The organism is Streptomyces sp. NBC_00289 (assembly GCF_041435115.1).
GTDB lineage: Bacteria > Actinomycetota > Actinomycetes > Streptomycetales > Streptomycetaceae > Streptomyces.
In genome coordinates this window covers 9,045,004-9,070,769 of record NZ_CP108046.1, presented here as the reverse complement: position 1 = coordinate 9,070,769, position 25,766 = coordinate 9,045,004, and the positions used below count along the sequence as shown (strand labels likewise).

The window sequence follows — 25,766 nt, the reverse complement described above, 5'->3', positions numbered from 1 at the left end:
TCGTGTCCATTGCCCAGAACCCTCTGTCCGTCGAGGTCACCCTGCCCCGGGAGGACGTGGCCCAGGTCACGGTCGAGGGCTACTTGGACGTCGACACGGCGACGGAGTTCCAGCACCACCTCGCCAACCAGCTGCACCACGGCCGGCGGCACTTCCTGCTCGACCTGTCCGGCGTGCCCTTCATGGACTCGTCCGGCATGAACATCGTTCTGCGGGTCTACCAGGAGGCGCGCGGCCTCCCGGGCAGCGTGCACATCATCGCGCCCCCGCCCGCCGTGCGCCGGATACTCGACCTCACGGGTGTCAGCATCACGGTCCCGGTGTCGGACAGTGTCGAGGAGGCACTCGCGCTGGTCGACCGGATGCAGGAGACACCCGAAGGGCAGGGGGTCTGACCCCGCCATGCCCACGGAGAGGGACTCCGCGGAAGGGGACTCCGCGCCGCCCCGGCACCCGCCGGGGCTCAGGCCGTCCGGGCGTCGAACGTGTCGTCGTCGTGGATCTGCGCGGCGGCCGTGGCACAGAAGCCCTCGAGGCCGCGCAGCAGCGCCGAGCGCTGCGCGGCCGGCATCTGCTCCAGCACCGACTGCAGAGCGGTCTCGCGCCGGGAGCGGAGCCCCACCAGGAAGCTCTCGCCACGGCGGCTCAGGTGCAGCTGCAGTTCCCGGCGGCTGGCGGCGGCCCTGCGCTCGACGAAGCCCACGGCCTGCAGCCGGTCGCACAGCCGGCTCGTCGACGGCGGCGTGGAGCCCAGCGCGTCGGCGAGCGTGCGCAGGTTGATGCCCTCGTTGTGTTCCAGGATGAACAGGACACGCAGCTGGGAGGGCGAGACCGGCGCCGTCGAGGCACGGCCCCACAGCACCTCGAGCAGTTCTGCCGCCTGTGACGTGACACGCGCCACCTCGGGAGGACGGGGGCGCGGAGTGGAAGACGTCACGGAGACACTCTCGCAGGCTTACCGAAAGCTGTCAGCTCGCCGGGACCGGCGGCGCGGCAGCCACGTCACCGCATCGCACGGATCGGATGTGAGGGAGATCATGAAGAGACTCGTCGCCGCGGAGCGCGCCCTGCGCTCCGCGGCCCCGGACCAGCTGCCGACGGCGGTCCGGGAAGTGCTGTGCAGTCAGTACGCGGCCGAGGCCGTGGAATTCCGTATGGCCGACTACGGGCTGACCGTGCTGCGGCCCGTGGCCGACTCCCCCGCCGTACCCGTGGAGGCGCTTCCCGTGCACCGGAGCGCGGCCGGCCGCGCCTTCGGATCGCAGGAGCCGTTCGTCGAGGAACTCGACGGCGGACGGGCGCGGGTCCATCTGCCGGTCACCGTGCGCGGTGACCGGCTGGGTGTGCTGTCCGTGACGCTTCCCACAGCCGCGCCGGCCCAGGCGGAGCTGGTGGAACTGGCGGAGGTGGCGCAGGCGCTGGGGCACGAGGTGGTGGTCGCCGAACGCGACACCGATCTGTACCAGCGGGCCCGCCGAGCGGACCGGCTGACCCTCGCGGCCGAGATGCAGTGGCAGTTGCTCCGGGCCCGGTCCTCCGCGCGGCCCGAGTACGCCGTGGGCGCGCAGCTGGAACCGGCCTACGCGATCTTCGGCGACACCTTCGACTGGTCCGCCTCCACCGACCGGCTGACGCTGTACCTGGCCAACGGCATGGGTGAGGACGTCGAGGCGTCACTGCTGACCAATCTCGGCGTCAGCGCGCTGCGCAACGCGCGGCGGGCCGACATCCCCCTCGCGGACCAGGCGGCGCTCGCCGACCAGGCGATCCACGCCCGGTACGGGGGCGAGGCGTATCTCTCCGCCCTGCTGGTGGACGTCGACCTGCCCACCGGCCGCATGCAGGTGGTCGACGCGGGCTCCCCGCGGATGCTGCGCCTGCGCGACCGTACGGTGGCGACGGTCGACTTCGAGGCGCAGCTGCCGCTGGGCATGTTCGAGGAAACCGACTACGTCGCCCAGGACTTCCGTCTGGAACCCGGCGACCGCCTCGTCTTCGTCAGTGACGGGGTGTACGCGGCCGCCGCGCCGGAGGGTGGTGAACAGCGGGGTGAGCGCGCCCTGGCCCGGGCCGTCACCTCGACCAGTCTGCTGCCTGCGGCCGACACCCCCGCCGCCGTACTGCGCGAACTGGGCGGCGGTCGCGGCGGACCCGAGCCGGACGACGACGCGCTGGTGGTCTGCCTCGACTGGTTCGGCAAGCAACCGGCGTCGTCCGACGCCTAGCGCCTCGAACGGTGGTTCCCGATTCGACCGCCCGTGACGGCCACACCGACCGGCTCCCACCCGACCGTGTCAATTGCGCGGGACGGTGTCGTACGAGGTCGGGCCACGGTTAGAGTTGTCATCCGGCAAGAGTTTCACCGTCGTCTCGTTGCTGAAGCGGGCTCGGTGCGACACGACGTGAACGAGGAGTGGAGCAGATGCCGGAGCACGCATCCGCGGGACAGCAGGGGGCGCCGACCAAGGAGGTCGGGGCCTTTCTGCGCCGCCGCCGTGAGCAGATCGCCCAGCGGTGGGCCGACGAACCCCTGTTCCGCTCGGTGTTCACCGTCTCGCGTGACGAGGCCGTCGAGGCGGGCAAGGTCGTCGTCGACGCCTTGGCCCACGTGGCCGAGGAGGGCCCGGTGCAGGATCCGGACGCCGCCGGATTCACCGTCGTACGCGAGCAGTTGGCGCGGATGGGCGCGGCACGCTCCCGGGCCGGCTTCACCACCGCCCAGGTCTCCAACGACGTGGACGCCCTGCGCCCCCCGGCGCTGAACCTGCTGATCGCCGACCTGCCCCACGCCTCGGCCGACGAGGTCAGAGAGTGCGCGACGGCTCTCACCGTGCTGCTGGGCACCCTGCGGCTGGTGGTCCTGGACACCGCGCTGAGCGAGGGACACGCCCTCATCGAGCGGCAGCAGGTGCAACTGCTGGAGGTCGCCACGCCGGTCATCAAGCTGTGGGACGGCATCGTGGCCGTTCCACTGATCGGGACGCTGGACAGCGCGCGCAGCCAGGTCGTGATGGAGACGCTCCTGGAGGCCGTCGTCGACCAGCACGCCCGCTTCGCCATCCTCGACATCACCGGAGTGCCGACGGTCGACTCGCTGGTGGCCCAGCACCTGATGAAGACCGTCGCGGCCGCGCGTCTGATGGGCGCGGAGTGCGTCGTCTCCGGCATCCGACCGGCCATCGCGCAGACCATCGTCCATCTCGGCCTGGACCTGGGCACGGTGGTGACCCGCGCGAGCCTGGCCGACGCCCTGGCGTACGCACTGCACCAGCTGGGCGCGAACATCGTCAGCGCGGCGCCCGGCGGTGCGGGACCACGGTGAACGACCACTCCTCCCTCCCCGCCGCGGGGCCGGTGCCGGTCCTCAGACTCGGCGACGTCCTCCTGGTCACCCTCCAGGGGGATCTGTACGACAACACCGCGCAGCGACTCCAGCAGGACCTGAGCGAGACCATCGCCGCCAGCCGGGTCACCGGCGTGGTCATCGACATCTCCGGTGTCGAGATCGTCGACTCCTTCCTCGGCCGGGTGCTGGCCGAGATCGCGGCGCAGGCCTCGCTGCTGGCCGCGCAGACGGTGGTGGCCGGCATGCGTCCCGCCGTCGCCATCACCCTGGTGGAGCTGGGGCTGACGCTCCCCGGCCTGCGCACCGCCCTCAACACCGAGGCGGCCATGGACCTCCTCACCCGGCCCGCCCCGACGCCTCGTTCAGGCGGCAATCGCCAGGAGAGTCCGTGATGCACACCTCCGCGGGCGTCGAGGCCTGCCTGCCGATCCGCTCGGACATGGATCTCGTGTGGGTGCGCCAGCACGTGCGCCAGGCGGCCGCCCGGCTCGGCTTCGGCCTGGTGGAACAGACGAAGCTGGTCACCGCGGCCAGCGAACTGGCCCGCAACACGCTGGTGCACGGCGGCGGCGGCCTGATGGAGGCGTCACAGGCGCACAACGGGCGCGCCCAGGGGCTGCGCCTGGCCTTCACCGACGAGGGACCGGGCATCACCGACCTGGACCGGGCACTCAGCGACGGCTACACCTCCGGCGGCGGCCTCGGGCTCGGCCTGGGCGGCGCGCGGAGACTGGTGCACGAGTTCACGATCGACAGCGCCCCCGGATCCGGTACGACCGTCACGGTGACCTCCTGGACGGCCGTGCCGCCGTCGCCCCGCGAGGAGCGCTGATGCCGCGCGTATGGGACGTCCCCGTCCACGACTCGACCCGGGTGCGTGACGCCAGGGTGGCCGCGGAGGCCGCCGCCGGTCTCGCCGGGCTCGGCGACGAACGCCGCACGGCGGCAGGCCTGGTGGCGACCGAACTGGCCACCAATCTGCTCAAGCACGCCGGCGGCGGCCACCTCCTCGTCGACGCCGTGGCCCCACCGGTGCCCGTGGACGGCCCGGGCGCCGGTCCGTGCGTGCAGATCGCCGCGATCGACCACGGCCGGGGCATGGCCGACGTCGCCGGCGCGCTGCGCGACGGATTCACGACGGCGCGTTCCCTCGGCGCCGGCCTGGGCACGTGCCGCCGGGTCGCCGACGACTTCGAGCTGCACAGCGCCCCCGGCCGCGGGACGGTGGCGCTGGCCCGCATCGGCGGCACCGGCCGCGACGGCTCCCGGCCACCGGCCGGCCCGCTACGGGCCGGAGGGGTCAACATCCCCTACGCCGGCGCGGATTACTCGGGTGACGCCTGGGCCTGGGTGCGGGCGGACGACCGCCTGACCCTGATGCTCGCCGACGGGCTCGGACACGGACCCGAGGTCGCCCGGGCGTCGACGGCCGCCGCCGAGGCACTGCGCCGCTCGGCCCACCTCACGCCCGCCGAGGCCCTGCGGAACCTGGACACGGCGCTGCGCGGCACCAGGGGGGCGGCTGTCGCGCTGGCCCAGGTCGAGCTGAGTACGGGTGTGCTGCGGTTCGCCGGCGTCGGGAACATAGGGGCCCGGCTGCGCGAGGACGGCACCTGGCGTTCCCTCCTGTCCCGGCCCGGCATAGTCGGCGTCCACCGCCCCACGACCCTGCGTGAGGAACAGGCCCGCTGGGCCGGGGACCGGCTGCTGATCCTGCACAGCGACGGCCTCCCCAGCCGCTGGACGCCACCGTCCGACCCCTGTCTGCTGTCCGCCGACCCGGCCGTGATCGCCGCCGTCACGGTCCGCGACACCAGCAGCCCGGCCGGCCCTGTGCGGGACGACACCGCCGTGGCCGTGCTGGCCCCGACCGCGGCGGACCGCCCATGACACGCACCTGGCAGATCAGCGGCGTCACCGACGCGGCACGGGCCCGGATCGCCACCGCCCGCCTAGCCGCCGCGTACGGCGTGCCCGCCCTCGAGCGCACCCGCCTGACCACCGCGCTCAGCGCGCACCTGCGGCAGTGCCTCACCAAGGGCGGCACCTGGCTGCTCACCCTCGAGATCACCGCGGCAGCCGCGGGGGAAGGTCTCCTGCACGCCGTGGTGACCCCCGCGGCCGACGCGGGCGCCGACACCGTACCGCCGTGGCGGACGACCGTCGGCTGCCCCGAAGCCCCGGCCACGGCGGCCGGCGACGTCGTGGCCGAGGACCCGGAGGTCCTGGCGGAGGCGCTGCTGGGCGCCGACGAGGACACGGCCGAGGTGCTGGAGGAACTCGCCGCACAGCAGGAACTGGTCGCCTTCCACCGGGAGGAGCTGCACCAGACGAACCAGGGTGTGCTGGCCCTGCACGCCGACCTGGACGCGGCCTGGCGGGCCCAGCGGGAGGCCTTCGCCGCCGAGCACACCGCCCGCGAGGAGGCGGAGAGCGCCCGTCGTCGGCTGACGTTCCTGGCGGACGCGAGCGCCGCGCTGACGAGCTCGCTCAACCAGGACGAGATCGTGCGTCTGCTCCCGGACCTGCTGGTGCCCGAGTATGCCGGCAGCGTCGACGTGTGGCTGTTCGACGGAGACGACAGACATCGTCCCTCCGCCCACCCGGCCGCCGCCGTGCGCGCGGCCCGCACCGGGCGTCCGCAGTACGCGGCCGACCGTCCCGGCGGCCTGCCCGGCGTGGACGACCGCCCTCCGTCGGCACTGGATCCCGCCCGCCCCCTGCTGTGCGTACCGCTGCCGACCCGCCGCACACCGCTGGGTGTGCTGACGCTGTCACCGCCCGGCGAGAGCTGGGACCCGGACGACGCCGTCATGCTGATCGAACTCACCCGGCGGGCCAGCATCGCGATCGACAACGCCCGCCGGTTCGAGCACAACCGCGACATCGCCGAGACGCTGCAGCGCGCCCTCCTCACGGACCTGCCCACCACGCCCGGCCTGCACCTGGCCGCCCGCTATCTGCCGGCCACCCACGGGCTCAACATCGGCGGCGACTGGTACGACGCCTTCCGGCAGCCCGACGGCAGCCTGATCACCGTCATCGGCGACGTCACCGGGCACGGTCTGCACGCGGCCGTGATGATGAGCCAACTGCGCACCGCTCTGCGCGCCTACGCGGTCGACGGCGGCAGCCCCGGCCAGCTGCTCACCCGGCTGCACGTGTTCCTGCACCATCTGCAGCCCGATCTGTACGCCACCGCCGTCATCGCCCGCTTCCACCCCGAGGACCCCACCCTGACCTGGGCGGCGGCCGGGCATCCTCCGCCGGTGCTGCGTACCCCGGACGGACAGGTGCGCACGCTGGACGCCAAGCCCGGGGCGATGCTGGGCATCCCCCTCCAGCAGGAGATCGACGACCACACGGTGCGGCTGTCACCGGGCTCGACGCTGGCGCTGTACACGGACGGGCTGGTCGAGCGGCGCGCGCAGGGCATAGACCCGGGCATCGAGCGGCTGGCGGGGGCGCTCGGGTCGTTCCGCTCCGCGGAACTGGACGAGGATCTCGACGGCTCGGCGGACCGGCTCCTGTACCCGCTGCTGAGCGACTCCGAGCGCGACGACGACGTGTGCCTGCTGCTGTGTCACATCCACAGCAGCGCCGCCGAGTTGACGCGGACCCCGGCCGGCGTCGCGGCGTTCTGACCGGCCGGCCCGCGCACCGCTTCCACGCGTGCCCGCCGGTCGGTGCGCCCGCGTCAGCGCGGGAGGTGGGCGACGACCCCGAACATCGTCACGGACATGTGCAGCGCCCCCCGTCCGGCCGCCTCGGCCAGGTCGTCGTAGGCGCGGTCGCGCTGGGCCTCGGTCAGCAGCCCGCGGCGCACGGCCGACTCCCCCAGCATGCGCACCAGGGGCCAGGTCACCGACCGGTGGTCCTGGAGCAGCGCCTGCGCGCCCCGGTCGTCGATCACCAGCCCGGCCGCGCTCAGCTGGCCCACGAGCCGCCGTCCGGAGTGGGGATTCGCCGCGCCGGTGAGCGTGCCGGAGAAGAGCGCCGCCATGATCTCCGGTTCCCCCGGATGCAGGATCGCGGTGGCCCAGTCGGTGTCGAGGAGCGCGATGCGGCCGCCCGGGCGCAGTACCCGTCGCATCTCGGCGACCGCCCGGTCCGGCTCCGACAGGTGCTGCAACACCCGTTCGCACCAGACGACGTCCACGGACGCGTCGGGAGCGGGCAGGGCGAACGCGTCGCCGTCCGCGAAACGGGCCGGGCTGCCGTCCCGGGCGGCGCGTTCCTCGGCCACCGCGCGCAGTCCCGGGTTGGGCTCGATGCCGAGCGCCGCGCCGTCCGGGCCGGCCGAGGCGGCGAGCGCCCGCGTCTCCGAGCCCGTCCCGCAGCCGATGTCGAGCGCCCGGTCGCCGGGACGGACGGCCAGCGCCTCGTGCGCCCAGGCGCGCAGCCGCCGGACGCCCACGTTGGCTTCCTGGGCGTCCAGGGCGGCCACCAGCTGCGGCACCCGGTCGGCGGCGATGTTCTGTGTACGGAATCCCGAAGCGGGCTCTGTTTCCCCCATGTCCGGCACTCTAGGGCCTGGCCGACGGCCAAAGATCGCAACTGACCCGGTGCGTTTCGGCCGCGGGGCGGGCATGGTGGTGGTCGACGGATTCGTCTGCCTGCCGCACGCCACTGGCGGGACGGCCGGACGCGCGGTGGGATCGATGAGGTGCGAAGCAGCGATCCACGGGCAGGCGAATGTCGTCCGAGGCAGACCGCCTGGAGCCGCAGAAAGGGATGAACACCGTGACACGACCCAGGATCCTGGTGGTTGGCGCAGGCTTCGCCGGAGTGGACTGCGTTCGACGTCTGGAACGCAAACTCGCCCCCGACGAGGCCGACGTCACGCTGGTGACGCCGTTCGCCTACCAGCTCTACCTTCCGCTGCTGCCCCAGGTGGCCTCCGGCGTGCTGACGCCGCAGTCGATCGCCGTCTCCCTGCGCCGCAGCAGGAAGTACCGCACCCGCATCATTCCGGGCGGCGCCATCGGCGTGGACCTCAAAGCGAAGGTCTGCGTCATCCGCACCATCACCGACGAGATCATCGACGAACCCTACGACTACATCGTGCTGGCCCCCGGCAGCATCACCCGCACCTTCGACATCCCGGGGCTCACCGACCACGCGTTCGGCATGAAGACGCTGGCCGAGGCCGCGTACATCCGCGACCACGTCATCTCGCAGCTCGACCTCGCCGACGCCAGCGAGAACGAGGCGGAGCGGGCCGCGCGGCTGCAGTTCGTGGTGGTCGGCGGCGGCTACGCGGGCACCGAGACGGCCGCGTGCCTGCAGCGCCTCACCCATGCCGCGGTGAAACGCTACCCCCGGCTGGACCCGCGTCTGATCAAGTGGCACCTGATCGACATCGCCCCCAAGCTGATGCCCGAACTGGGCGACAAGCTCGGCCGCAGCGCACAGGAGATCCTGCGCAGGCGCGGCATCGAGATCTCCCTCGGGGTCTCCATCGCGAAGGCCGGCCCCGAGGAGGTCACCTTCACCGACGGGCGGGTGGTCCCCACCCACACCCTGATCTGGACCGCCGGGGTCGTCGCGAGCCCGCTCATCGCCACCCTCGGCGCCGAGACCGTCAAGGGACGCCTCGCGGTCAGCGCCGAGATGAACCTGCCGGGCCACGACGGTGTGTTCGCGCTCGGCGACGCCGCCGCGGTGCCCGACAAGGCCAAGGACCAGGAGGGCGCGATCTGCCCGCCGACCGCGCAGCACGCGATGCGCCAGGGCAGGCACGTCGCCGACAACGTCATCGCGGCGCTGCGCGGCCGGCCGTTGGAGCCGTACGTCCACAAGGACCTCGGCCTGGTCGTCGACCTCGGCGGCAAGGACGCCGTGTCCAAGCCCCTCGGCATCGAACTGCGCGGCCTGCCCGCCCAGGCCGTGGCCCGCGGCTACCACTGGGCGGCGCTGCGCACCGGCGTCGCCAAGACCCGGGTCCTGACGAACTGGATGCTCAACGCGATCGCCGGGGACGATTTCGTCCGGACCGGTTTCCAGGCCCGCAAGCCCGCCAAACTGCGGGACTTCGAGTACACCGACTCGTACCTGACACCGGACCAGGTGCGGGCTCACGTCGAGGAGATCCGGTCGAAGCAGACGTGACCCTCATCGCCGGCGCGAGGCCGGTTGATCACGCCGGACCGTACCGTGCCATGCTGAGACACGGATCATGACGTGAAGCGGGAGTGAGTACGGCGGCGTGAAGGAAGCGGGACGATCGGTCCGGGCACGGATGCGGGACGCCCTCGCGGCGTCCGATCCGGGATTCCTGCGACTGACCGCGGGACTGCGGACCGTGACCGCCATCTCCCTCACGCTGGCCGTGCTCTCGCTGCTGCGGGCCGATGTCTCGCATCTGGTGGCGGGAGCCATCGCCGCGATGGTCGCCACCTTCGCCATCCGGGAGAAGCAGCGCGCCCGGCAGGCCGTGACCCTGGCGCTCGCTCTGCCGGTGGCGTTCGCCTCGGCGACCCTGGCCGCGCTCCTCGACTCCCGCGTCCTTGCCGGTGACCTCTTCTTCGTCGCCCTCATCTTCTGCGCCGTCTACGCCCGCCGGTTCGGCGACCGGGGGACGGCGCTCGGTCTGGTCGGATTCCAGATCTACTTCATGGCGCTGTTCGTCGACGCCGACGTGTCGGGACTCCCCCGGTTGTACGGCGCGATCGGCATCGCCTTCCTGAGCAGCGCCCTCGCCCGTTTCGTGGTCGTGCCGGAGACACCCGCGGGCCTCCTGGACCGGCTGCGCGAGGCCTTCCGCGCCCGCCTGGCCCAACTGGTGTCCGCGCAGCTCGACCTGCTCGACGCCGGACCGGACGAGGTGGACAAGGCCCTGGCGGACGTGCGCAACGGCACCGCCCGGCTGCACGAGACGGCCATGCTCATCCAGGGACGGCTGGAGGAGGGGACCGCCGACGAGGCCACGGCGCGGCTCGTGCAGCGGCGTATCGCGGACGCGGAGATCGCCGCCGAGCGGCTGGGCCTGCTGCTGCTGAGCGCCCGCAGCGCCCATCGGGCCGACACACTGACCCTGCACCTGCCGGGCGCGCCCGCCCCCTCGGGAGAGCGGCTGCCCGTGCGGGACGAGGCCACGGCCACGCTGCGCCGCGATCTCGGGGCGCTGCGCACGCTGGTGCTGCGCCCCGTGGGCGGGGACTCGGGCACCGCGCTGTCCCATGTCCGCAACCGGCTGCTGGGTTACCGCGACGAGGAGAACCTGCCGTCCGCTCCGGGCGCCGTCCAGGACGTCTTCCGGGGCATCGGCGAGCTCGCGCGCGCGGTGCTGGGGCTGCGCATCGCCCTGGACGGGCCTCAGGACGAGTCGGACGACACCCCCGCGACCGCCCGTTCACGCGAGGAACTCGACGCCGAGGACGCCGCCATCGACGCCGGTGAGGAGGGCGCGCCGGACGAGGAGGAGGCCGGTCTGCACCGGCCGACCACACGCGCCGCCGTGCAGGTCGCGATCGGGTCGGCGCTGGCCATGGTCGGCGGGGAGTTCCTCTCCAGCCAGCGCTGGTACTGGGCGGTGCTGACCTGCTGGATCGTGTTCATCAACACGGCTTCGACGGGAGAGGTCCTCGTCAAGGGCTACCGCCGGCTGGTGGGCACCGTGTTCGGCGTCGTGGCCGGCATCGTGCTGGCCGGTCTGGTCGGCCGACACACCTGGACGGCGTTCGCGCTGGTGCTGCTGTTCGTCTTCGCGATGTTCTACACGGCGCCGCTGTCGTACACGGCGATGTCGTTCTTCGTCACGGCCGCCCTGGGGCTGCTCTACACCCTGCTGCACACCTACAGCTTCTCGGTACTCGTGCTGCGCGTGGAGGAGACGGCGCTCGGCGCGGCCTGCGGGATCGTGGCGGCCGCGTTCGTCCTGCCGGTGCACACGGATCGCCGTACCAACGACCTCCTTGTGACGGTCCTCGACCGCCTCGCCGACGTCACCGAGGGGGCCGTCGACCAGCTCAGCGGTGGCCCGGCGGTAGATCTGCTCGAGAAGGCCCGGGACCTGGACCAGGCGCTGGCCGACCTGCGGGCCGCCACCCAGCCCCTCACGCATCCGGTCACCCCGCTGCGGACTCGGCGCAACACGGCCCGGTATGTGGTGGCCCTGCTGGAGACCTGCGCGTACCACGCGCGGGCGCTGGCCGCGACGGCCGAGCTACTGCCCAGCAAACCCTCGATCGCGGCGGACCCCCGGCTGCGCCCGGCCGGGCAGCGCATCCTGCACAACATCAGGGCGATCGCCGAACGGGCGGCCGACGCGCACGCGAACGCGCGGATCGAGACCGGGCCGAGCATCGCGTCGCTGCTGGAGCCCGACACCGACGGCACTCCCGCACACGGCCGGGTCACCCACCGGGTGGTACGGCACCTGCAACGCCTCGACGAGTCCGCGGCCGGTCTGGCCCGGCCGCTGAACGTGCCGGTGACGCCGCCGCGGGGATGAGCCCCGAAGTCGGGCGGTGTACCGGCTTCGCTCAGATGTCGGTGGGCAGGTCGCTCGCCTCGGCGATGCCGCGCAGTTCCTCGTTGGTGCGATGACGTTCGCGGATGTAGTCGGCGATCTCGCCGAGGCGCTCCGGGTCCGAGGCGGTCGCCGCGTCGGTGACCACCCTGATCGGGCCGGTCTCGTCGATGTCGAGCTCGATCACCTCGTTGTCCAGCCGCCCCGTCACCGCGGTGGCGATGACGAGAGCGGCTTCGTCGCGGACCTCCTGGGGCAGCCCCTCGGCGTCCTCGTCGCCCAGGGCGAAGTCGAGCGCGGGGAGCTGGTGCTCGTCGATCGCGCGCAGGACCGGTTCGACGACCGTGAGCAGGAGCCGGTAGTCGTCGGTGTCCATGCGCAGCCGCAGGAGGTCGAGATACAGGTCCACGGGCCGGCCGTCGGACGGAAGCTCGGAATCGTTCATCCGCTTCGGGTTCCCCGCTCGCGGCCGGTTCAGACCCGGCGCCAGCGTGCCATGGCGAACGAGAACAGTCCGAACAGGACCAGACCGCCCGCGACGCAGACCAGGAGCCACGGTCCCAGCGGGGTGTCGGCGAAGGACCGGAGCGTGTCGTCCACTCCCTTGGCCCGGTCGGGTTCGTAGTCGACGGCGGCGCGCACCGCGAAGACTCCGGCCGCGGCGAACACCGCTCCGCGCGCCACGCCGCCCCCCACGCCGGTCACGTCCACCAGCCGCCGCATCCGCCGGCCCATCTCGCCGAGCTTGAGCTTGTCGTGGTACTTGCGGCGCAGTGCCTGTACGGCGATCCAGATCCCGGCCGCGACGACCGCGAGCCCGCCCGCGCCCACCAGCCACTGCCCGGCGGGCAGCTCCAGGGCCCTGGCCGTGACGTCCCGGGACTGCTCGTCACTCGATCCGCCCCCGCTCTTGCCGGCCCCGGCCGCGAACGACAGCACCGAGTAGGCGACGAAGGCGTAGAAGACGAACCGGACGGCGGCCAGCGCCCGCTTCTGCGGCTTACGGCCGTCCGGCCCGTCGGCGCCGAAGAGGACCTGCGACAGCCGCCACAGGGCCATGCCGGCGAGTCCGACGCCCAGCGCCCACAGCAGTACGGCGCCGAAGGGTTTGTCCGAGATCTCGGCGAGGGCGCCGCCGCGGTCGGCCTGGCGCTTCCCCTCCCCGAAGGCGATCTGCAGGGCGAGCGCACCGACCAACAGGTAGATCACGCCCCGGGCGGTGAATCCCGCCCGTGCCGCGCCCTCCGTGACCGAACCGTTCGCCGCCCTGTGGGCCCGGCTCCGGCCGGTCCGCGCCAATGTCTGCGTGTTCATGTCTGCCTCCCCGAGACCTGATGCCCCGGCTTCGGGACCACACACCCGGCGCGCCCGGCGGGGCGGCCGATCCCCTCTCCGCGTCCGGCGGGTCGGGGTTTCCCGGGCGGACAGCCGTGTGCCCGCGGGTGAGCGATCGGTCGTGCGTGATCGGCTCGCCCGCGGGCACACCCGCGCGCTCTCGCCCGTGCGGTCGCCCCGGCGCGCAGGGGGTGCGCCGGGGCGACCGGGAGGCACTCACTCGGCCAGCGACGCGGATTTCGCGGCGGGGACGGTGGCCGCCTCGATCAGACTGTGTGCCGCTTCCAGGGCCTGGGTGACCTCACGTGTGCCGGTCGACACGCAGAGCGTGTAGGCCAGGTCCCGCGCGCGGGGGCTCGGTTCTCTCGCCGCGCGTGCGGCCTCCTCGGCCCGCAGTGTCTCGTAGTCGTCGACCAGCCGGCGCAGGAAGCCGGGGTGGGGGATCAGCATCGGTCCCGCTCCTTTTCCGCTCACGCGACCGACCGTCCACCGGCGTCGCGGCGGCTGCCGCGCTGACCCAGCACGTCGTCCCGGACCCGGGCGCAGCTGCGGGTGATGAGCCGCGAGACGTGCATCTGGGAGATGCCCAGCTGGTCGGCGATACGGCTCTGGGTCATGTCCTCGAAGAAGCGCATGTAGAGGATGGCCCGCTCGCGTTCGGGCAGTCGGCGCAACCCCTCCTTGGCGGCCTCACGGTCGACCACGGTGTCGAAGGACGCGTCCGAGGCACCCAGGGTGTCGGCGAGGCTGTACCCGTCGTCGTCGGCCGACAGTTCGGCGTCCAGGGACAGCGTGCTGAAACTCTCCAGGGCCTCCATGCCCGCGCCGACCTCTTCCTCGGTGAGGCCCGTGTGGGCGGCGATGTCGGCGACGGAGGGCTCGGGGGTGCCCGGTGTCTGGGTGAGCTCGCGGCGGGCCACCCGGACCTTGTTGCGCAGTTCCTGCACCCGACGGGGCACCCTGAGGGCCCACATCCGGTCCCGGAAGTGCCGCTTGACCTCGCCGGTGATGGTGGGGACGGCGTAGCTCTCGAAGGCGCCCCGGTCCGGTTCGAACCGGTCGATCGCCTTCACCAGACCGAGGGCCGCGACCTGCTTGAGGTCCTCGATGGACTCGCCGCGGTCGCGGAACCGGCCGGCGATCCGGTGGGCCATGGGCAGCCAGGCGGTGACGAGTTCGTCTCGGAGTATGTCCCGCTCCGGCCCGTCCTCGAGTGCGGCCAGACGGGTGAAGAGGGCGATGGTGTCGGGGGCGTCGTCGTGCCGGCGCCTTGTGGGGGGAGCCTGTTCGGCGGGCGCGCCGGACTGGCTTGTCGACATATCGATGAGCATGCGGATTCGCTCCTGAACGGTGGTTTCAGGGGGACTGGCCGCGAGAGCATCGCTGCCCGGATCGCCTGGAGGGCCTCCGGGGCAGCCACACTGCTCCCGCTGGGGCGCCTCCGGTCCGAAGCACGAATCTGCGTCTGCCCCTAACCCGTAGGGGCAAACTCCGCTTCACCACGAAAAATGTTCCGGCGGACACGGCAGACGCCGGGAGGAAGACCCGACGGAGTCAGGGCAGCGGCATGACGGCGGTGATGCGCTTGCCGCCGGAGGGCAGGTCGGTCACCCGGATGTCGTGCGCCAGCCGGCAGACGATGGGCCAGCCACGCCCGCCGGCCCGCCATCGCCCCTGCTGGTCGACCGGCGACACGGCCACCGGCAGCCGGTCGCTGCCGTCACTCACGGAGACGCTGACCCCGGGTCCCACGACATCGACGTGGAAGTCCGTGACACCGCCGCCGTGCAGGATCGCGTTGGTCGTGAGTTCCGAGGTGACGAGGAGGGCGTCCGAAAGGGCGTCAGGGTCACAGGGGACGTGGGTGGCGCGGCAGCGTTCCGTGACGGCCAGCTCCACGGCCCTGCGCGCGTCGGCGGGTTTGCACGGCCCCACGCACCCACAGCGGGCCACGGCCGACGGTTCGCGCGCGGATTCGGTCCTGTGCTTCTCACACATTCCTTCAGCTCCCTGATCGGTATGCGAAGCGGCCCCGGCCACACCGGCGGCGACGGCGTCCGGGCGACGGGCACTCGCGGACACGGCGATCGACTCGCCTCGGCGGGTGTCCCACCTCGGGGAACCCCGCAGGCCTCTCCCTGTGCGGCTGACCTGTCCGCGCACCTTGAAACGTCACTTCACCCAGGTGCTCGCGGGCCATCCGGAAGCGAAATGCGGGTAGGCGGAACCCCATGACCGATGTGGTGGATTCAGACGAGCTGTTGCGGCGCATCCAGCGGGCCAGGGCCTGTGCGCGGGAGGAGGAGCAGGGATGGCGGGCACGGAGTGTCGACCTGCGACCGGACGATCCGGAAGCGGCTCGTGAGGCAGCCGTGCGGACTCTGGCCTACGAGGCCGTGGTACGGGTGCTGGACGAGGTCCTGACCCCGGGCAGTCGCCCGGCCGGGGCCTGACCGGCCGGTCACGCCGGTCGTGCGGCGTGCCGGGCGCGCCCGTGCGCCGGGGGTCCGGTGTGCGGGCGGGTTCGCGGGGGCCGGGGGTCCGGTGTGCGGGCGGGTTCGCGGGGGCCGGTGCAGGGCACCCGGACGCCATGGCTGCTGATCACACACGCGCACCTGTGCTGGAAGCTCTGGACGAGTACCACCGCAAGGGACGGCTGTCGTTCGCGCCGCCCGGTCACAAACAGGCCCGCGGTGCCGACCCCGCGGTGCGGGAGGTGCTCGGCGACGCGGTGTTCCTGGGCGATGTGCTGGCCTCGGGCGGTCTCGACGACCGGCTCACCCGGGGCCGGGTGCTGGAGCGCGCCGAGGAGCTGATGGCCGACGCGGTGCACGCCGAGCACACCTTCTTCACCACGTGCGGGAGCTCCCTGTCCGTCAAGGCGGCGATGCTGGCGGTCGCGGGTCCGCACGAGAAACTGCTGATCGGCCGGGACGCCCACAAGTCCGTCGCGTCCGGTCTGATCCTGTCGGGCATCGAGCCCGTCTGGGTCGAGCCACGGTGGGATCCACGGCTGCATCTCGCCCACGCCCCCTCCGCCCAGGACTTCGAGCGGGCGTTCGAGGCTCATCCCGACGCCAAGGGCGCGCTCATCGTCAGTCCGACGCCGTACGGCAGTTGCGCGAACCTGGAGGCCGTCGCCGAGGTGTGTCACCGGCGGTCGGTGCCGCTGGTGGTGGACGAGGCGTGGGGCGCGCATCTGCCCTTCCACCCCGATCTGCCGTCCTGGGCGATGGACGCGGGCGCCGACATCTGCGTGACCAGCATCCACAAGATGGGCAGCGGTCTGGAGCAGGGTTCCGTCTTCCATCTGCGGGGTGACCTCGTCCCGCCGGAACTTCTGAAGATGCGCGCGGATCTGCTGGGTTCCACCAGCCCGTCGGTGCTGATCTATGCCGGGCTCGACGGCTGGCGCCGGCAGATGGCCCTGCGGGGGCACGAGCTCATGGGCGGCGCGCTGGACCTGGCGGCCCACGTCCGGGCCGCCGTCGAGGAGATCGACGGCATGCACGTCAACGACCGCGAGGACTTCTGCGGGCCGGGACTGGCGGACGACTTCGATCCGTTGCCGGTCGTCATCGACATCAGCGGGCTCGGGCTCACCGGGTTCCAGGCCGCCGACTGGCTGCGCGAACACCGCAACATCGACGCGCACCTGACCGACCACCGCCGGATCGGCGCGCAGATCACCCACGGCGACGACCGGGAGACGGCCGAGGAGTTGCTCGACGCGCTGCGGGACCTCGCACATGCCGCGCCGGAGCTGCCCCCGGCCCCGCGAGTGGACGTGCCGCCGCCGTCCGAACTGCGGCTGCCCCAGGCGCTGCTTCCCCGGGACGCGTTCTTCGGCCCGGCCGAGCACGTGCCGGTGGGCGAGGCGGCCGGTCGGGTCGCGGCGGAGATGATCACGCCGTATCCACCCGGGATCCCCGCCGTCCTGCCTGGTGAGCGGCTCGACGAACCCGTCCTGCGCTATCTGCGCACCGGGCTGGCCGCGGGCATGAACCTGCCCGATCCCACCGATCCGGACCTGGACACGATCAGGGTGGTGGCGTCGGGCTCCGAGTCAAGCCTGTTGCGGACAGAGTGAAACAGGTCACGTGACCGGGTTTTCGGTACACACGACGCCCGTAGATGGTTTACGGTTCATTCATACGTGGCACGGGGTCGACCGTACAGTCCCCCGTTCGCCACCGCATACGGCCCTGGCTGGTCTCCCCCGTCCAGCCAGGGCTTTTTCATGCCCTCGCGACGCACCCTCCCGGCACTTCTGTCCGCCGAGGTGCCCCGGACGTCGCCAGCCGCTGAAATGGGCGTAGGGAAAGCACCGGAACCGATCCCGGCGAGGAGCCCCGCCTCATGACCAAAGCGACGAAACTGCTGACCGTTCTACCACCACCGCAACGACAGCGACTGATGGCGCTCGGCCGGGAGGTCGCCTTCCCCGAGGACACCCGCATCTTCGAGGCCGGAGGCACGGCCGACCGCTTCTGGGTGATCCGCTCGGGCGCGGTCTCCCTCGACCAGCAGGTGACGGCCGTGCAGCGGGTCACGGTCGCCGGCCTGGGCGCGGGCGACCTGCTCGGCTGGTCCTGGCTCTTCCCGCCGTACCGCTGGGACTTCGGCGCGGAGGCCTTCAGCCCGGTGCGCGCCTACGAGTTCGACGCGGCGGCCGTGCGCGCACTGTGCCAGGAGGATCCGCAGCTCGGGATGACGCTGATGCAGAGCGTCGCCGAGATCCTCGCCCACCGGCTGGAGACGACCCGGGGCAAGCTCATGGAGCACTACGCCCTGCACCGGCGCGACACCCGGTAGGGCATGACACGGCTGCGGGCCGGTCCCCGCCGGGCGACCGACGCGGCGGGGCGACAGCGGCGGTGGGAGGTCAGATGCGGTAGCGCCGCAGCGCCGGGACCGTGCAGGCCAGAACCAGCATGAGGACGACGACCAGCAGTCCGCCGCCCGCGACCGCCGGGCGGGCACCGAACGCCGAGCCGGCCGTGCCGTGCAGGACGTCGGCCAGTCGCGGGCCGCCCGCGACCACGACGGTGAAGACGCCCTGCATACGGCCGCGCATCTCGTCGGTGGCGGCGGACAGCAGGATCGCCCCGCGGAAGACCATGGACACCATGTCGGCGACCCCGGCCAGGGCGAGGAACACCACGGCGAGCCACAGGTTCCCGGTCAGCCCGGAGCAGGTGATGGCCAGGCCCCAGGCGACGACCGCGCCGATGACCATCCACCCGTGCCGCCGGGCCCGCGAGAACGTGCCCGAGAGCAGTCCGCCCACCACCGCCCCGATGGGGATGGCCGCGAACAGCAGGCCCAGCGCGAGCCCTTCGCCGTAGGGGGCGAACGTCTGGGCGGCGAGCTGCGGGAACAGGGCACGCGGCATGCCGAAGACCATCGCGATGATGTCGGCGAGGAAGGACAGCAGCAGCACCTTGTGCGCGGCGATGTAGCGGAACCCCGCCACGATCTCCCGCAGCCCCGCGCGCCGGGCGGTCGCGGTGGCCGGAGGCGGGAGCGAGGGCAGCCGGTAGACCGCCCACACCGTGACGCACAGGGCCAGCGCGTCGATGAGGTACAGCTCGGGCAGGCCGATGACGGGGATGAGGACGCCGGCCAGCAGCGGCCCGACCACCTGGCCGGTCTGCATGACGGTCGAGCCGAGGGCGTTCGCGGCGGGCAGTTCGTCGCCGGGAACCAGGCGCGCGATGGAGGCGTTGCGGGCGGGCGCGTTCAGGCCCCAGAACGCCTGCTGCACCGCGAGCAGCAACATCAGCGCGGCCACCGATTCCAGTCCCGTCACGGCCTGCAGCCAGAACAGCAGCGAGGTGACGGCTATGCCGATGTTGGTGACCAGCAGCAGCTTGCGCCGGTCCACGCTGTCGGCCACGGCCCCGCCCCACAGCGCGAACACCACCAGCGGCAGCAGGCCGGCGAGGCTCGCGGCACCGACCCACGCGGAGGAACCGGTGATGTCGTAGATCTGCTTGGGTACGGCGACGGCGGTGAGCTGGCTGCCGACGGCCGTGACGATCGTCGAGGACCACAGCCGGCGGTAGGCCGGGCGGCGCAGCGGACGGGTGTCCATCGCCCAGCGGCGCCATCCGCGCCGGGGCGCCCGCACGTCCGCGGGCGCCGCCTTCTGCGGTTCGGTGCTGCTCTCGCTCGTGTCCACGGACTTCCTGGTTGCTCGTTACATCTATCGCGTCGGTGCCACTATCGCAGCACTTTTCGATCGCCACGGACCGTTTCCGATCACTGAGACGCCGCCCGGGAGACGATCGACTCCAGCTGGGCCGCCGCGCTGTCCAGCAGCATCTCCAGGGCCGTCGGGTAGGCGCTGGTGACCATGCGGCTCGCGAGCAGCGGCGCCGCCTCGGCGATCCGGGGGTGGGTGGCCCGGGGCAGCCGGGCGTACGTCGAGCGCCACATGTCCTCGTCGGCACGCTGCGAGGCCGTCGGCAGGGCCAGCGAGGCGGCGTCGAGGGCGGCGAAGGCCAGCGTCTGGTCGATGAAGGCGTGGTAGATGCGCACCGTGTCCGGCGTGGGAAAGCCGGCCCTGCGCAGTACGTCCAGTACTGCCTCGTCGGCGGCCAGTTCGTGCGAGCGGCCGGTGACCCGGTTCGCGGTCAGCAGCGCCGCCTGGGGGTGGGCGACGTAGGCGGCGTGGATGCGCAGGCCGACGGCGCGCAGGTCCGGGCGCCACCTGCCCGTCGGTCGCCAGCCGGCCAGGGCCTGGCCGATGAGCGCGTCGCCGATGGCGAGGGTCAGGTCGTCCATGCCCCGGAAGTACCGGTAGAGCGTGCTCGGGTCGGCGTCCAGGGCCAGGCCGAGACGCCGGGCGGTGAGCCCGGCACCGCCGTGTTCACGCAGCATGCGCAGCGCGGTCTCCACGATCAGCCCCTCGGACAGCACGGTGCCACCCTTGGTCGGCCGGCGCCGACGCCTCCTGTCCTCGGGCACCACCGGTTTCGCCACCTCGGCCGACCTCCTTCACACCGCCCTGCGGCGTGCCCCGACGCGGGCCCCGCGCGGGCCCGACGCGTGCTCCGTACGGCTGCTCTGTCCGCGCCCTTATGCCAACGCCATTGACCTTACGCGAGGGGGCGGCGTTGTATCTCCGGCCAGGGGCCCCACGTCCTCGACCTCGACTGTCAGGAGTTCCAGTCATGCGCGTACTGCTTGTCGGAGCCGGCGGTGTCGGTACCGCCATCACCCGGATCGCGGCCCGCCGGCCGTTCTTCGACGAGATGGTGGTGGCCGACTACGACCCGGCGCGCGCCGAGGCGGCCGTCGCCGCCCTGGGAGACGCGGGGGCACGCTTTCGTGCCGAGCGCGTGGACGCCGCTGACGAGGCGGCCGTGGCGTCGCTGCTGCGACGGCACGGGTGCGACGTCCTGCTCAACGCCACCGACCCACGGTTCGTGATGCCCCTGTTCGGGGCGGCGCGCACGGCGGGCGCCACCTACCTCGACATGGCGATGTCCCTGTCCCGGCCGCACGCCGAGCGCCCGCACCAGGAGTGCGGCGTCAAACTCGGCGACGCGCAGTTCGCGCAGGCGGCCGACTGGGAGAAGGCGGGCGCGCTGGCCCTGGTCGGCATGGGCGTCGAGCCGGGCCTCTCGGACGTCTTCGCACGGTACGCGGCCGACGAACTCTTCGACGAGATCGAGGAGATCGGCATCCGCGACGGCGCCGACCTGACCGTCGACGGCTACGACTTCGCGCCGTCCTTCAGCATCTGGACCACCATCGAGGAGTGCCTCAACCCGCCGGTGGTCTACGAGGCCGACCGCGGCTGGTTCACCACCGAGCCGTTCAGCGAGCCGGAGGTGTTCGACTTCCCCGAGGGCATCGGCCCGGTGGAGTGCGTGAACGTGGAGCACGAGGAGGTGCTCCTCGTGCCGCGCTGGGTCGACGCGCGCCGGGTCACGTTCAAGTACGGCCTGGGCCGGGAGTTCATCGACACGCTCAGGACGCTGCACCTGCTGGGCCTGGACGGCACCACCCCGGTGACCGTGCCGAGCGCCGCCGGCCCGGTGTCGGTCTCCCCCCGGGACGTCGTCGCCGCCTGTCTGCCCGACCCGGCGACGCTGGGCGAGCGGATGCGCGGAAAGACCTGTGCGGGTACCTGGGTGCGGGGTGTGAAGGACGGGGCGCCGCGCGAGGTGTACCTGTACCACGTGGTCGACAACCAGTGGTCGATGGCGGAGTACGGCTGTCAGGCGGTGGTCTGGCAGACGGCCGTCAACCCGGTCGTCGCCCTCGAACTCCTGGCCACCGGCGTCTGGTCGGGGGCGGGCGTCCTCGGACCGGAGGCGTTCGCGGCGGTGCCCTTCCTGGATCTGCTGACCGAATACGGCTCCCCGTGGGGCATCCGCGAGCAATAAGGGTGCGTTCTTGGGGCGATCCGTTGTTTCACACGCGCATCGACAGGTGACCCGAAAGCGAGTAAGGCATCCCCGAGGGCACGTTCGATTCGATCGCAGGTGACTTTCATGGACAACTGGCGAGAGCACGCCGCGTGCCGCCACGAGGACCCCGACCTCTTCTTCCCCTTCGGCACCACCGGCCCGGCCCTGGTGCAGGTGGAGCAGGCGAAGGCCGTGTGCAGGCGCTGCCCCGTCCAGGAGCAGTGTCTGCAGTGGGCGCTCGACACCGGGCAGACCATCGGCGTCTGGGGCGGGACCAGTGAGAACGAACGCCGAGCGCTCAAGCGGCGGGCGAGCTCCCGGAGGAACTCCGGGTGAGGCCCTCCCCCGTCAGCGGCCCGTGCGGCGCAGCGGGCCCCACGGGTTCCCCTGGCGGTCCACCTCGGCCCGCGCCTCCTCGATGACGTCCGCGGCGATCCAGCCCACGGGCCTGACCTCGACCACCAGCGGCTCGTTGTCGGGCCCGCGGGCCGCCTCCCGGCCCTCCAACACCCAGGGCCGCACACCGGGGCCCTTCTCGTGGGGCAGATGGGCATAGTCGTACAGGCGGCGGGCCACCCACACCTCCACCGGCCGGTCCTGCCACCACTCCTCGATGTCCAGCGGGTTCGCGGACAGGCCCGGCATGGCGACGCCGGTGAGGTCGTCGGTGCTGGAGACCGCGGCGAGGTCGGTCTCCGGGCCGCGCGACCAGCGAACGTACAGGTCCCGGCGCTTGTCGACCAGGTCGGCGAGTTCGGCGAGACTGCGTACGACCGGCAGGCCGTCCGGTGTGCTCATGAGATGACCTCCCTCTTCGTGCTCGCGACCACGGAGTACCCGTGCGGGACGGGAGAAACCGGCTGGGTCCTCAGTCCCCTTTCGGTGCGGGCGTGCCGCGCAGTCTGAGCGTGAACACGCTGCCTGCACCCTGTTCGCTCGCCGCCCGGACGGTTCCGCCGTGGGCTGCGAGCAGGTGGCGCACGATGGGCAGCCCCAGGCCGCTGCCCCCGGTGCGGCGACTGCGGGACTTCTCGGCGCGCCAGAACCGGTCGAAGACGTGCGGGAGATCGTCGGCGGAGATGCCCGCCCCGGTGTCGGTGACCTCCAGGACGACGTCCTCGCCCTCCCGGCGCGCGGTCAGGGTGACCGTGCCGTCGGCGGGGGTGTGCCGCAGGGCGTTGGACACCAGGTTGCCGACCGCCTGGCGCATCCGGACGGGGTCGGCGTCCACCCAGGGAGCCCCCTCCACCGTGGTGCGCAGGGTCACGCCCGCCGCGTCGAACGCGACCCGGTGGGCGGCGGCGACCTGGACCAGGAGTTCGTCGCAGCGGACGGGCTCGCGGTGCAGCCGCAGTGTCCCCGCGTCGGCGTCGGCGAGGTCCTGCAGGTCGTCGATGACCCGCTGGAGCACCAGGGCCTCCTCGTGCAGCGAGCCGAGCAGGGCCGGGTCCGGGTCGACGACACCGTCGCGGGTGACCTCCAGCCAGCCGCGGATGTTGGTGAGCGGGCTGCGCAGTTCGTGCGCGATGTCGCTGACCATGGCCCTGCGCTGGACCTCCAGGCGTTCGCGGCGCTCGGCGAGTTCGTTGAACGCCTCGGCGAGGATGCCGGTCTCGTCCCGGGTCGTGACCGGGACGCGCACGTGCTGTTCGGGGGGCTGCTGGGCCGCCGCGGTCAGCGCGCGCAGGGGCCGTACCAGCCGGGTGGCGACCAGCGTCGTCACGGCGACGGTGACGGCGAGGACGAGGGCCGCGGCGCCGACCACCTTGGCCTTGTTGGCCGGCGACACGTCGAAGCGCGGCGCGATGCTGTCCCCGCCGCCCAGGAACAGTTCGGCGACCGGGGCGACATAGGGGTCGAGCTGGGCCCGGCGCGCGCTGTCGGCGCAGGCCTGCGCCTCCCGCGCGCCGACGGAGTCGCCCTCCTTGAGGAACTTGGTCAGGACGTAGCGGGTCCCGAGGGAGGAGTCGGTCACATCGACTCCGATGTACATCGGTGCACCGCCGCTGAGTCCCTGGCGCTTCAGGCACGCCCGCGCACGCCGGGCGAGGTCGGTGAGGGCGGTCTCCTCAGTGGGGGTCGGGGTGTTGAGTTTCCCGTCGGCGCACTCCTCGGGCACGTAGCCGGCGGCGATCGTGGTGTCCACGTCGTCGACGGTCGGACGGCCGCTCGGCGTCCGGTTGATGACGGTCTCGATACCGTTGCGCGCGAAACACGACCGCCGGGCCCTGGCCAGGGCGTCCAGCTCCGCGCGCTCTCGGACCGTCAGCCGGTACGGGCCCACCACCCGCGGGTCGATGCCGCTGCGCTGGGCCCCGCGCTCGGTGTAGGTGTCGGTGCGCAGCGGGTCGACGGTGGCGGAGGCACGCTGCGGCAGGGACGTGCCGCGCGGGGCGGAGTCGGCGACCAGCGTCCGGTCGACCGTGGTGAGGGCGATGCGCCGGCCGGTCTTCGCGGACAGCGCCCGCACGGTCCGCTCGACCCCCTTCCAGTCCCCGTGCGTCGCGGCGTAGCCGCTCAGCCGGGCGAGCACGTCCATGTCGTCGGCGAGGACCTGCACCTGCTCCTCCCGCAGGGCACGGGTGGTGGTCTCCACCGCCAGCCAGGCCGTCGCCGCCACCGAGCACACGGCGATCAGGGCCGAGGCGATCAGCAGCCGCACCAGCAGGCTCTTGCGCAGCGGCACGCCCCGGCGGCTCACGCGCGGCCGCCACTGAGCTTGTAGCCGACGCCGAACACGGTCAGCAGCCGGGCCGGTCTGCGCGGGTCCGGCTCGATCTTGCGGCGCAGGTTCATGATGTGGACGTCGACGGCCCGTTCGGTGGAGGCCCGGTCGGTGCCGCGGGTGCACTCCAGCAACTGCCGCCGTGAGAAGACCCGTTCGGGTTCGGCGGTCATGGCGAGCAGGATCTCGAACTCGGCGGGGGTGCACTCCACCGGCCGCCCGTCGCACCGCACTTCGTGCCGTTCGGGGTCGACGGCGAGCCCGGCCGCGCGTACGACGGGATCGTCCGGGCGGTCGGCGGTGGCCCGCCCGCTGCGCCGCAGGACGGTACGGATACGGGCCATCAGCTCACGCGGGCTGTACGGCTTGGTCATGTAGTCGTCCGCGCCGAGTTCCAGGCCCAGCAGGACGTCGTCCTCGGCGCCGCGGGCGGTGAGCATCAGGACGGGGGTGTCGCCGTCCCGGCGCAGCACGCGGCACACCCCGAAGCCGTCGATCACCGGCAGCATCAGGTCGAGCACGACCAGGTCCGGCCGCGACCGCCGGACCTCGTCCAGCGCGGCCCGCCCGTCGTGGACCACGGTCACGGTGTGCCCCTCTGCCAGCAGGGACCGCCGGATCAACTCGGCCTGCATCTCGTCGTCCTCGGCGACCAGCACGTATGCGCACACTCCGCGGATCCTAGGCGCTCACCGCGAGAGGGACGTGGCGTCCCCCATGACCACGACGGGATGCCGGCCCGGGTCCAGCGCCAGCAGCAGTTCCCTCATGTGGTCCTGGGCGACGGCCACGCAACCGTGCGTGGGGCCGCCGTGGTCGACGTGGAACCATATGCCGCCGCCGCGCCCCGCGCCGAGGGGGCGGGTCCAGTCGAGGGGCGTCGTACCGGGCCGCCGGTTGTAGTTGATGGCGATCACGTAGTCGAAGGAACCGGCCAGGGGCTCGCCCTCGAAGCCGGTGCCGGGTGAGGTGAAGGCGGGCCCGCGGTCGTACGTCAGCCGGGTCCCGGGATCGCGGAGCAGCCCCCCGGCGTCGGTGAGGGTGTAGACGCCGATGGGGGTGCGCAGGTCGCCGGCGAGATGCCGGGCGCTCCAGCCCTTCAGGGCGTTGTGCGCGGGCCACTTCGGCCCGGCCTGCCAGCCCGCCGCGGTGCGCTCGTACAGGACGACGGTGGAGAGCGGGGAGTTCTTGCCGCGGCCGGTCACCACGACGGCCTGGCGGGAGCGGGAGGGCACCTTCGCGAGGGTGTCGGGTCCCAGGCCGGGCAGTTGCCTCGGGGCCGCTTCGACCGACGCCTCGGGCGTGGCCGCGGGCGTACTCGCCCGGACCGGGGCGGTGGAGTCCGCCGCCGGGCCCGGGACGGCCGCGGCGCCACCGCCGCATCCCGTGAGGAGCAGGGACGCGGCGAGCAGCGCGACGCGGGGTGTGCGTGTGATCATGAGTCGACCTTGACCGACGCATGTG

The 25,766-nt window shown here is 72.7% G+C and carries 27 protein-coding genes; 14 read left to right on the top strand and 13 right to left on the bottom strand.

The features are described 5' to 3' along the window. Positions 1-2 precede the first annotated feature (2 nt). A complete protein-coding gene (locus OG985_RS41085; RefSeq protein WP_371673478.1) occupies positions 3-395 on the top strand; it encodes an STAS domain-containing protein in 393 nt (130 codons plus the stop codon). 68 nt (positions 396-463) lie between these two features. Here OG985_RS41085 and OG985_RS41080 read toward each other — a convergent pair whose 3' ends face one another. Continuing rightward, entirely contained in the window at positions 464-937 is a 474-nt protein-coding gene (locus tag OG985_RS41080; RefSeq protein WP_371673477.1) for a MarR family winged helix-turn-helix transcriptional regulator, read from the bottom strand. A 100-nt stretch (positions 938-1,037) separates the two neighbouring features. Between OG985_RS41080 and OG985_RS41075 the strand changes: the two genes are divergently transcribed. The 6 genes from OG985_RS41075 to OG985_RS41050 all read left to right on the top strand — a co-directional run bounded on the left by OG985_RS41075 (position 1,038) and on the right by OG985_RS41050 (position 6,990). Beyond that, positions 1,038-2,225 (top strand): PP2C family protein-serine/threonine phosphatase, encoded by a 1,188-nt coding sequence (locus tag OG985_RS41075; protein WP_371673476.1) that lies wholly within the window; start codon positions 1,038-1,040, stop codon positions 2,223-2,225. Between the two features lie 197 nt (positions 2,226-2,422). Continuing rightward, positions 2,423-3,322 carry an STAS domain-containing protein gene (locus tag OG985_RS41070; protein WP_371673475.1) on the top strand — a complete coding sequence of 300 codons (900 nt, stop codon included), beginning with the start codon at positions 2,423-2,425 and terminating at the stop codon, positions 3,320-3,322. Continuing rightward, on the top strand, positions 3,319-3,738 hold the full coding sequence (locus tag OG985_RS41065) for an STAS domain-containing protein (protein WP_371673474.1): 420 nt from the start codon (positions 3,319-3,321) through the stop codon (positions 3,736-3,738). The genes OG985_RS41070 and OG985_RS41065 overlap by 4 nt, the downstream gene beginning before the upstream one ends. After that, positions 3,738-4,178: an anti-sigma regulatory factor gene (locus OG985_RS41060; protein ID WP_371674638.1), complete on the top strand. Its 441-nt coding sequence runs from the start codon at positions 3,738-3,740 to the stop codon at positions 4,176-4,178. Before OG985_RS41065 ends, OG985_RS41060 begins: the two co-directional genes overlap by 1 nt. Beyond that, positions 4,178-5,236, top strand: a complete 1,059-nt coding sequence (locus OG985_RS41055) for a SpoIIE family protein phosphatase (protein WP_371673473.1) — start codon at positions 4,178-4,180, stop codon at positions 5,234-5,236. Before OG985_RS41060 ends, OG985_RS41055 begins: the two co-directional genes overlap by 1 nt. Beyond that, positions 5,233-6,990 (top strand): PP2C family protein-serine/threonine phosphatase, encoded by a 1,758-nt coding sequence (locus OG985_RS41050; RefSeq protein WP_371673472.1) that lies wholly within the window; start codon positions 5,233-5,235, stop codon positions 6,988-6,990. Before OG985_RS41055 ends, OG985_RS41050 begins: the two co-directional genes overlap by 4 nt. Before the next feature lie 53 nt (positions 6,991-7,043). Here the strand turns inward: OG985_RS41050 and OG985_RS41045 are convergent, their stop codons facing one another. Then, complete coding sequence (locus tag OG985_RS41045) at positions 7,044-7,862, bottom strand: methyltransferase domain-containing protein (protein ID WP_371673471.1); 819 nt, start codon at positions 7,860-7,862, stop codon at positions 7,044-7,046. A gap of 218 nt (positions 7,863-8,080) precedes the next feature. Here OG985_RS41045 and OG985_RS41040 point away from each other — a divergent pair, with 218 nt between their 5' ends. Together OG985_RS41040 and OG985_RS41035 are read left to right on the top strand one after the other, a co-directional pair. Beyond that, positions 8,081-9,457 (top strand): NAD(P)/FAD-dependent oxidoreductase, encoded by a 1,377-nt coding sequence (locus tag OG985_RS41040; RefSeq protein WP_371673470.1) that lies wholly within the window; start codon positions 8,081-8,083, stop codon positions 9,455-9,457. Between the two features lie 130 nt (positions 9,458-9,587). Continuing rightward, positions 9,588-11,801, top strand: coding sequence for an FUSC family protein (locus OG985_RS41035; protein ID WP_371674636.1), 2,214 nt, complete (start codon positions 9,588-9,590; stop codon positions 11,799-11,801). A gap of 31 nt (positions 11,802-11,832) precedes the next feature. On the opposite strand, the gene OG985_RS41030 is transcribed toward OG985_RS41035, so the two are convergent. The 5 genes from OG985_RS41030 to OG985_RS41010 form a co-directional block, all read right to left on the bottom strand. After that, positions 11,833-12,264 carry a hypothetical protein gene (locus tag OG985_RS41030; RefSeq protein WP_371673469.1) on the bottom strand — a complete coding sequence of 144 codons (432 nt, stop codon included), beginning with the start codon at positions 12,262-12,264 and terminating at the stop codon, positions 11,833-11,835. 29 nt (positions 12,265-12,293) lie between these two features. Then, positions 12,294-13,133 carry a DUF1206 domain-containing protein gene (locus tag OG985_RS41025; RefSeq protein ID WP_371673468.1) on the bottom strand — a complete coding sequence of 280 codons (840 nt, stop codon included), beginning with the start codon at positions 13,131-13,133 and terminating at the stop codon, positions 12,294-12,296. A gap of 237 nt (positions 13,134-13,370) precedes the next feature. Beyond that, entirely contained in the window at positions 13,371-13,604 is a 234-nt protein-coding gene (locus tag OG985_RS41020; RefSeq protein ID WP_371673467.1) for a DUF5133 domain-containing protein, read from the bottom strand. Positions 13,605-13,624: 20 nt separating this feature from the next. Next, entirely contained in the window at positions 13,625-14,485 is an 861-nt protein-coding gene (locus tag OG985_RS41015; RefSeq protein WP_371673466.1) for a SigB/SigF/SigG family RNA polymerase sigma factor, read from the bottom strand. A gap of 223 nt (positions 14,486-14,708) precedes the next feature. Further along, positions 14,709-15,152 carry an ATP-binding protein gene (locus tag OG985_RS41010; RefSeq protein ID WP_371673465.1) on the bottom strand — a complete coding sequence of 148 codons (444 nt, stop codon included), beginning with the start codon at positions 15,150-15,152 and terminating at the stop codon, positions 14,709-14,711. A 233-nt stretch (positions 15,153-15,385) separates the two neighbouring features. Here OG985_RS41010 and OG985_RS41005 point away from each other — a divergent pair, with 233 nt between their 5' ends. The 3 genes from OG985_RS41005 (at position 15,386) to OG985_RS40995 (ending at position 17,969) form a co-directional block, all read left to right on the top strand. Continuing rightward, a complete protein-coding gene (locus tag OG985_RS41005) occupies positions 15,386-15,607 on the top strand; it encodes a hypothetical protein (protein ID WP_371673464.1) in 222 nt (73 codons plus the stop codon). Between the two features lie 137 nt (positions 15,608-15,744). After that, a complete protein-coding gene (locus OG985_RS41000; protein WP_371673462.1) occupies positions 15,745-17,244 on the top strand; it encodes an aminotransferase class I/II-fold pyridoxal phosphate-dependent enzyme in 1,500 nt (499 codons plus the stop codon). A gap of 269 nt (positions 17,245-17,513) precedes the next feature. Continuing rightward, positions 17,514-17,969: a cyclic nucleotide-binding domain-containing protein gene (locus OG985_RS40995; RefSeq protein ID WP_371673461.1), complete on the top strand. Its 456-nt coding sequence runs from the start codon at positions 17,514-17,516 to the stop codon at positions 17,967-17,969. 70 nt (positions 17,970-18,039) lie between these two features. Here OG985_RS40995 and OG985_RS40990 read toward each other — a convergent pair whose 3' ends face one another. Both OG985_RS40990 and OG985_RS40985 read right to left on the bottom strand, forming a co-directional pair. Then, entirely contained in the window at positions 18,040-19,338 is a 1,299-nt protein-coding gene (locus OG985_RS40990; protein WP_371673460.1) for an MFS transporter, read from the bottom strand. A gap of 80 nt (positions 19,339-19,418) precedes the next feature. Next, positions 19,419-20,141 carry a TetR/AcrR family transcriptional regulator gene (locus tag OG985_RS40985; protein WP_371673459.1) on the bottom strand — a complete coding sequence of 241 codons (723 nt, stop codon included), beginning with the start codon at positions 20,139-20,141 and terminating at the stop codon, positions 19,419-19,421. Positions 20,142-20,332: 191 nt separating this feature from the next. Here OG985_RS40985 and OG985_RS40980 point away from each other — a divergent pair, with 191 nt between their 5' ends. Both OG985_RS40980 and OG985_RS40975 read left to right on the top strand, forming a co-directional pair. Beyond that, positions 20,333-21,553 carry a saccharopine dehydrogenase family protein gene (locus OG985_RS40980; RefSeq protein ID WP_371673458.1) on the top strand — a complete coding sequence of 407 codons (1,221 nt, stop codon included), beginning with the start codon at positions 20,333-20,335 and terminating at the stop codon, positions 21,551-21,553. A 108-nt stretch (positions 21,554-21,661) separates the two neighbouring features. Further along, on the top strand, positions 21,662-21,913 hold the full coding sequence (locus OG985_RS40975) for a WhiB family transcriptional regulator (RefSeq protein ID WP_371673457.1): 252 nt from the start codon (positions 21,662-21,664) through the stop codon (positions 21,911-21,913). Positions 21,914-21,925: 12 nt separating this feature from the next. Here the strand turns inward: OG985_RS40975 and OG985_RS40970 are convergent, their stop codons facing one another. The 4 genes from OG985_RS40970 to OG985_RS40955 all read right to left on the bottom strand — a co-directional run bounded on the left by OG985_RS40970 (position 21,926) and on the right by OG985_RS40955 (position 25,741). Beyond that, positions 21,926-22,375 carry a DUF6098 family protein gene (locus OG985_RS40970; RefSeq protein WP_371673456.1) on the bottom strand — a complete coding sequence of 150 codons (450 nt, stop codon included), beginning with the start codon at positions 22,373-22,375 and terminating at the stop codon, positions 21,926-21,928. 70 nt (positions 22,376-22,445) lie between these two features. Beyond that, complete coding sequence (locus OG985_RS40965) at positions 22,446-24,278, bottom strand: ATP-binding protein (protein WP_371673455.1); 1,833 nt, start codon at positions 24,276-24,278, stop codon at positions 22,446-22,448. Then, positions 24,275-24,973, bottom strand: a complete 699-nt coding sequence (locus OG985_RS40960; protein ID WP_371673453.1) for a response regulator transcription factor — start codon at positions 24,971-24,973, stop codon at positions 24,275-24,277. The genes OG985_RS40965 and OG985_RS40960 overlap by 4 nt, the downstream gene beginning before the upstream one ends. 18 nt (positions 24,974-24,991) lie before the next feature. Then, positions 24,992-25,741, bottom strand: a complete 750-nt coding sequence (locus OG985_RS40955) for a L,D-transpeptidase family protein (protein WP_371673452.1) — start codon at positions 25,739-25,741, stop codon at positions 24,992-24,994. Between the last annotated feature and the right edge of the window lie 25 nt (positions 25,742-25,766).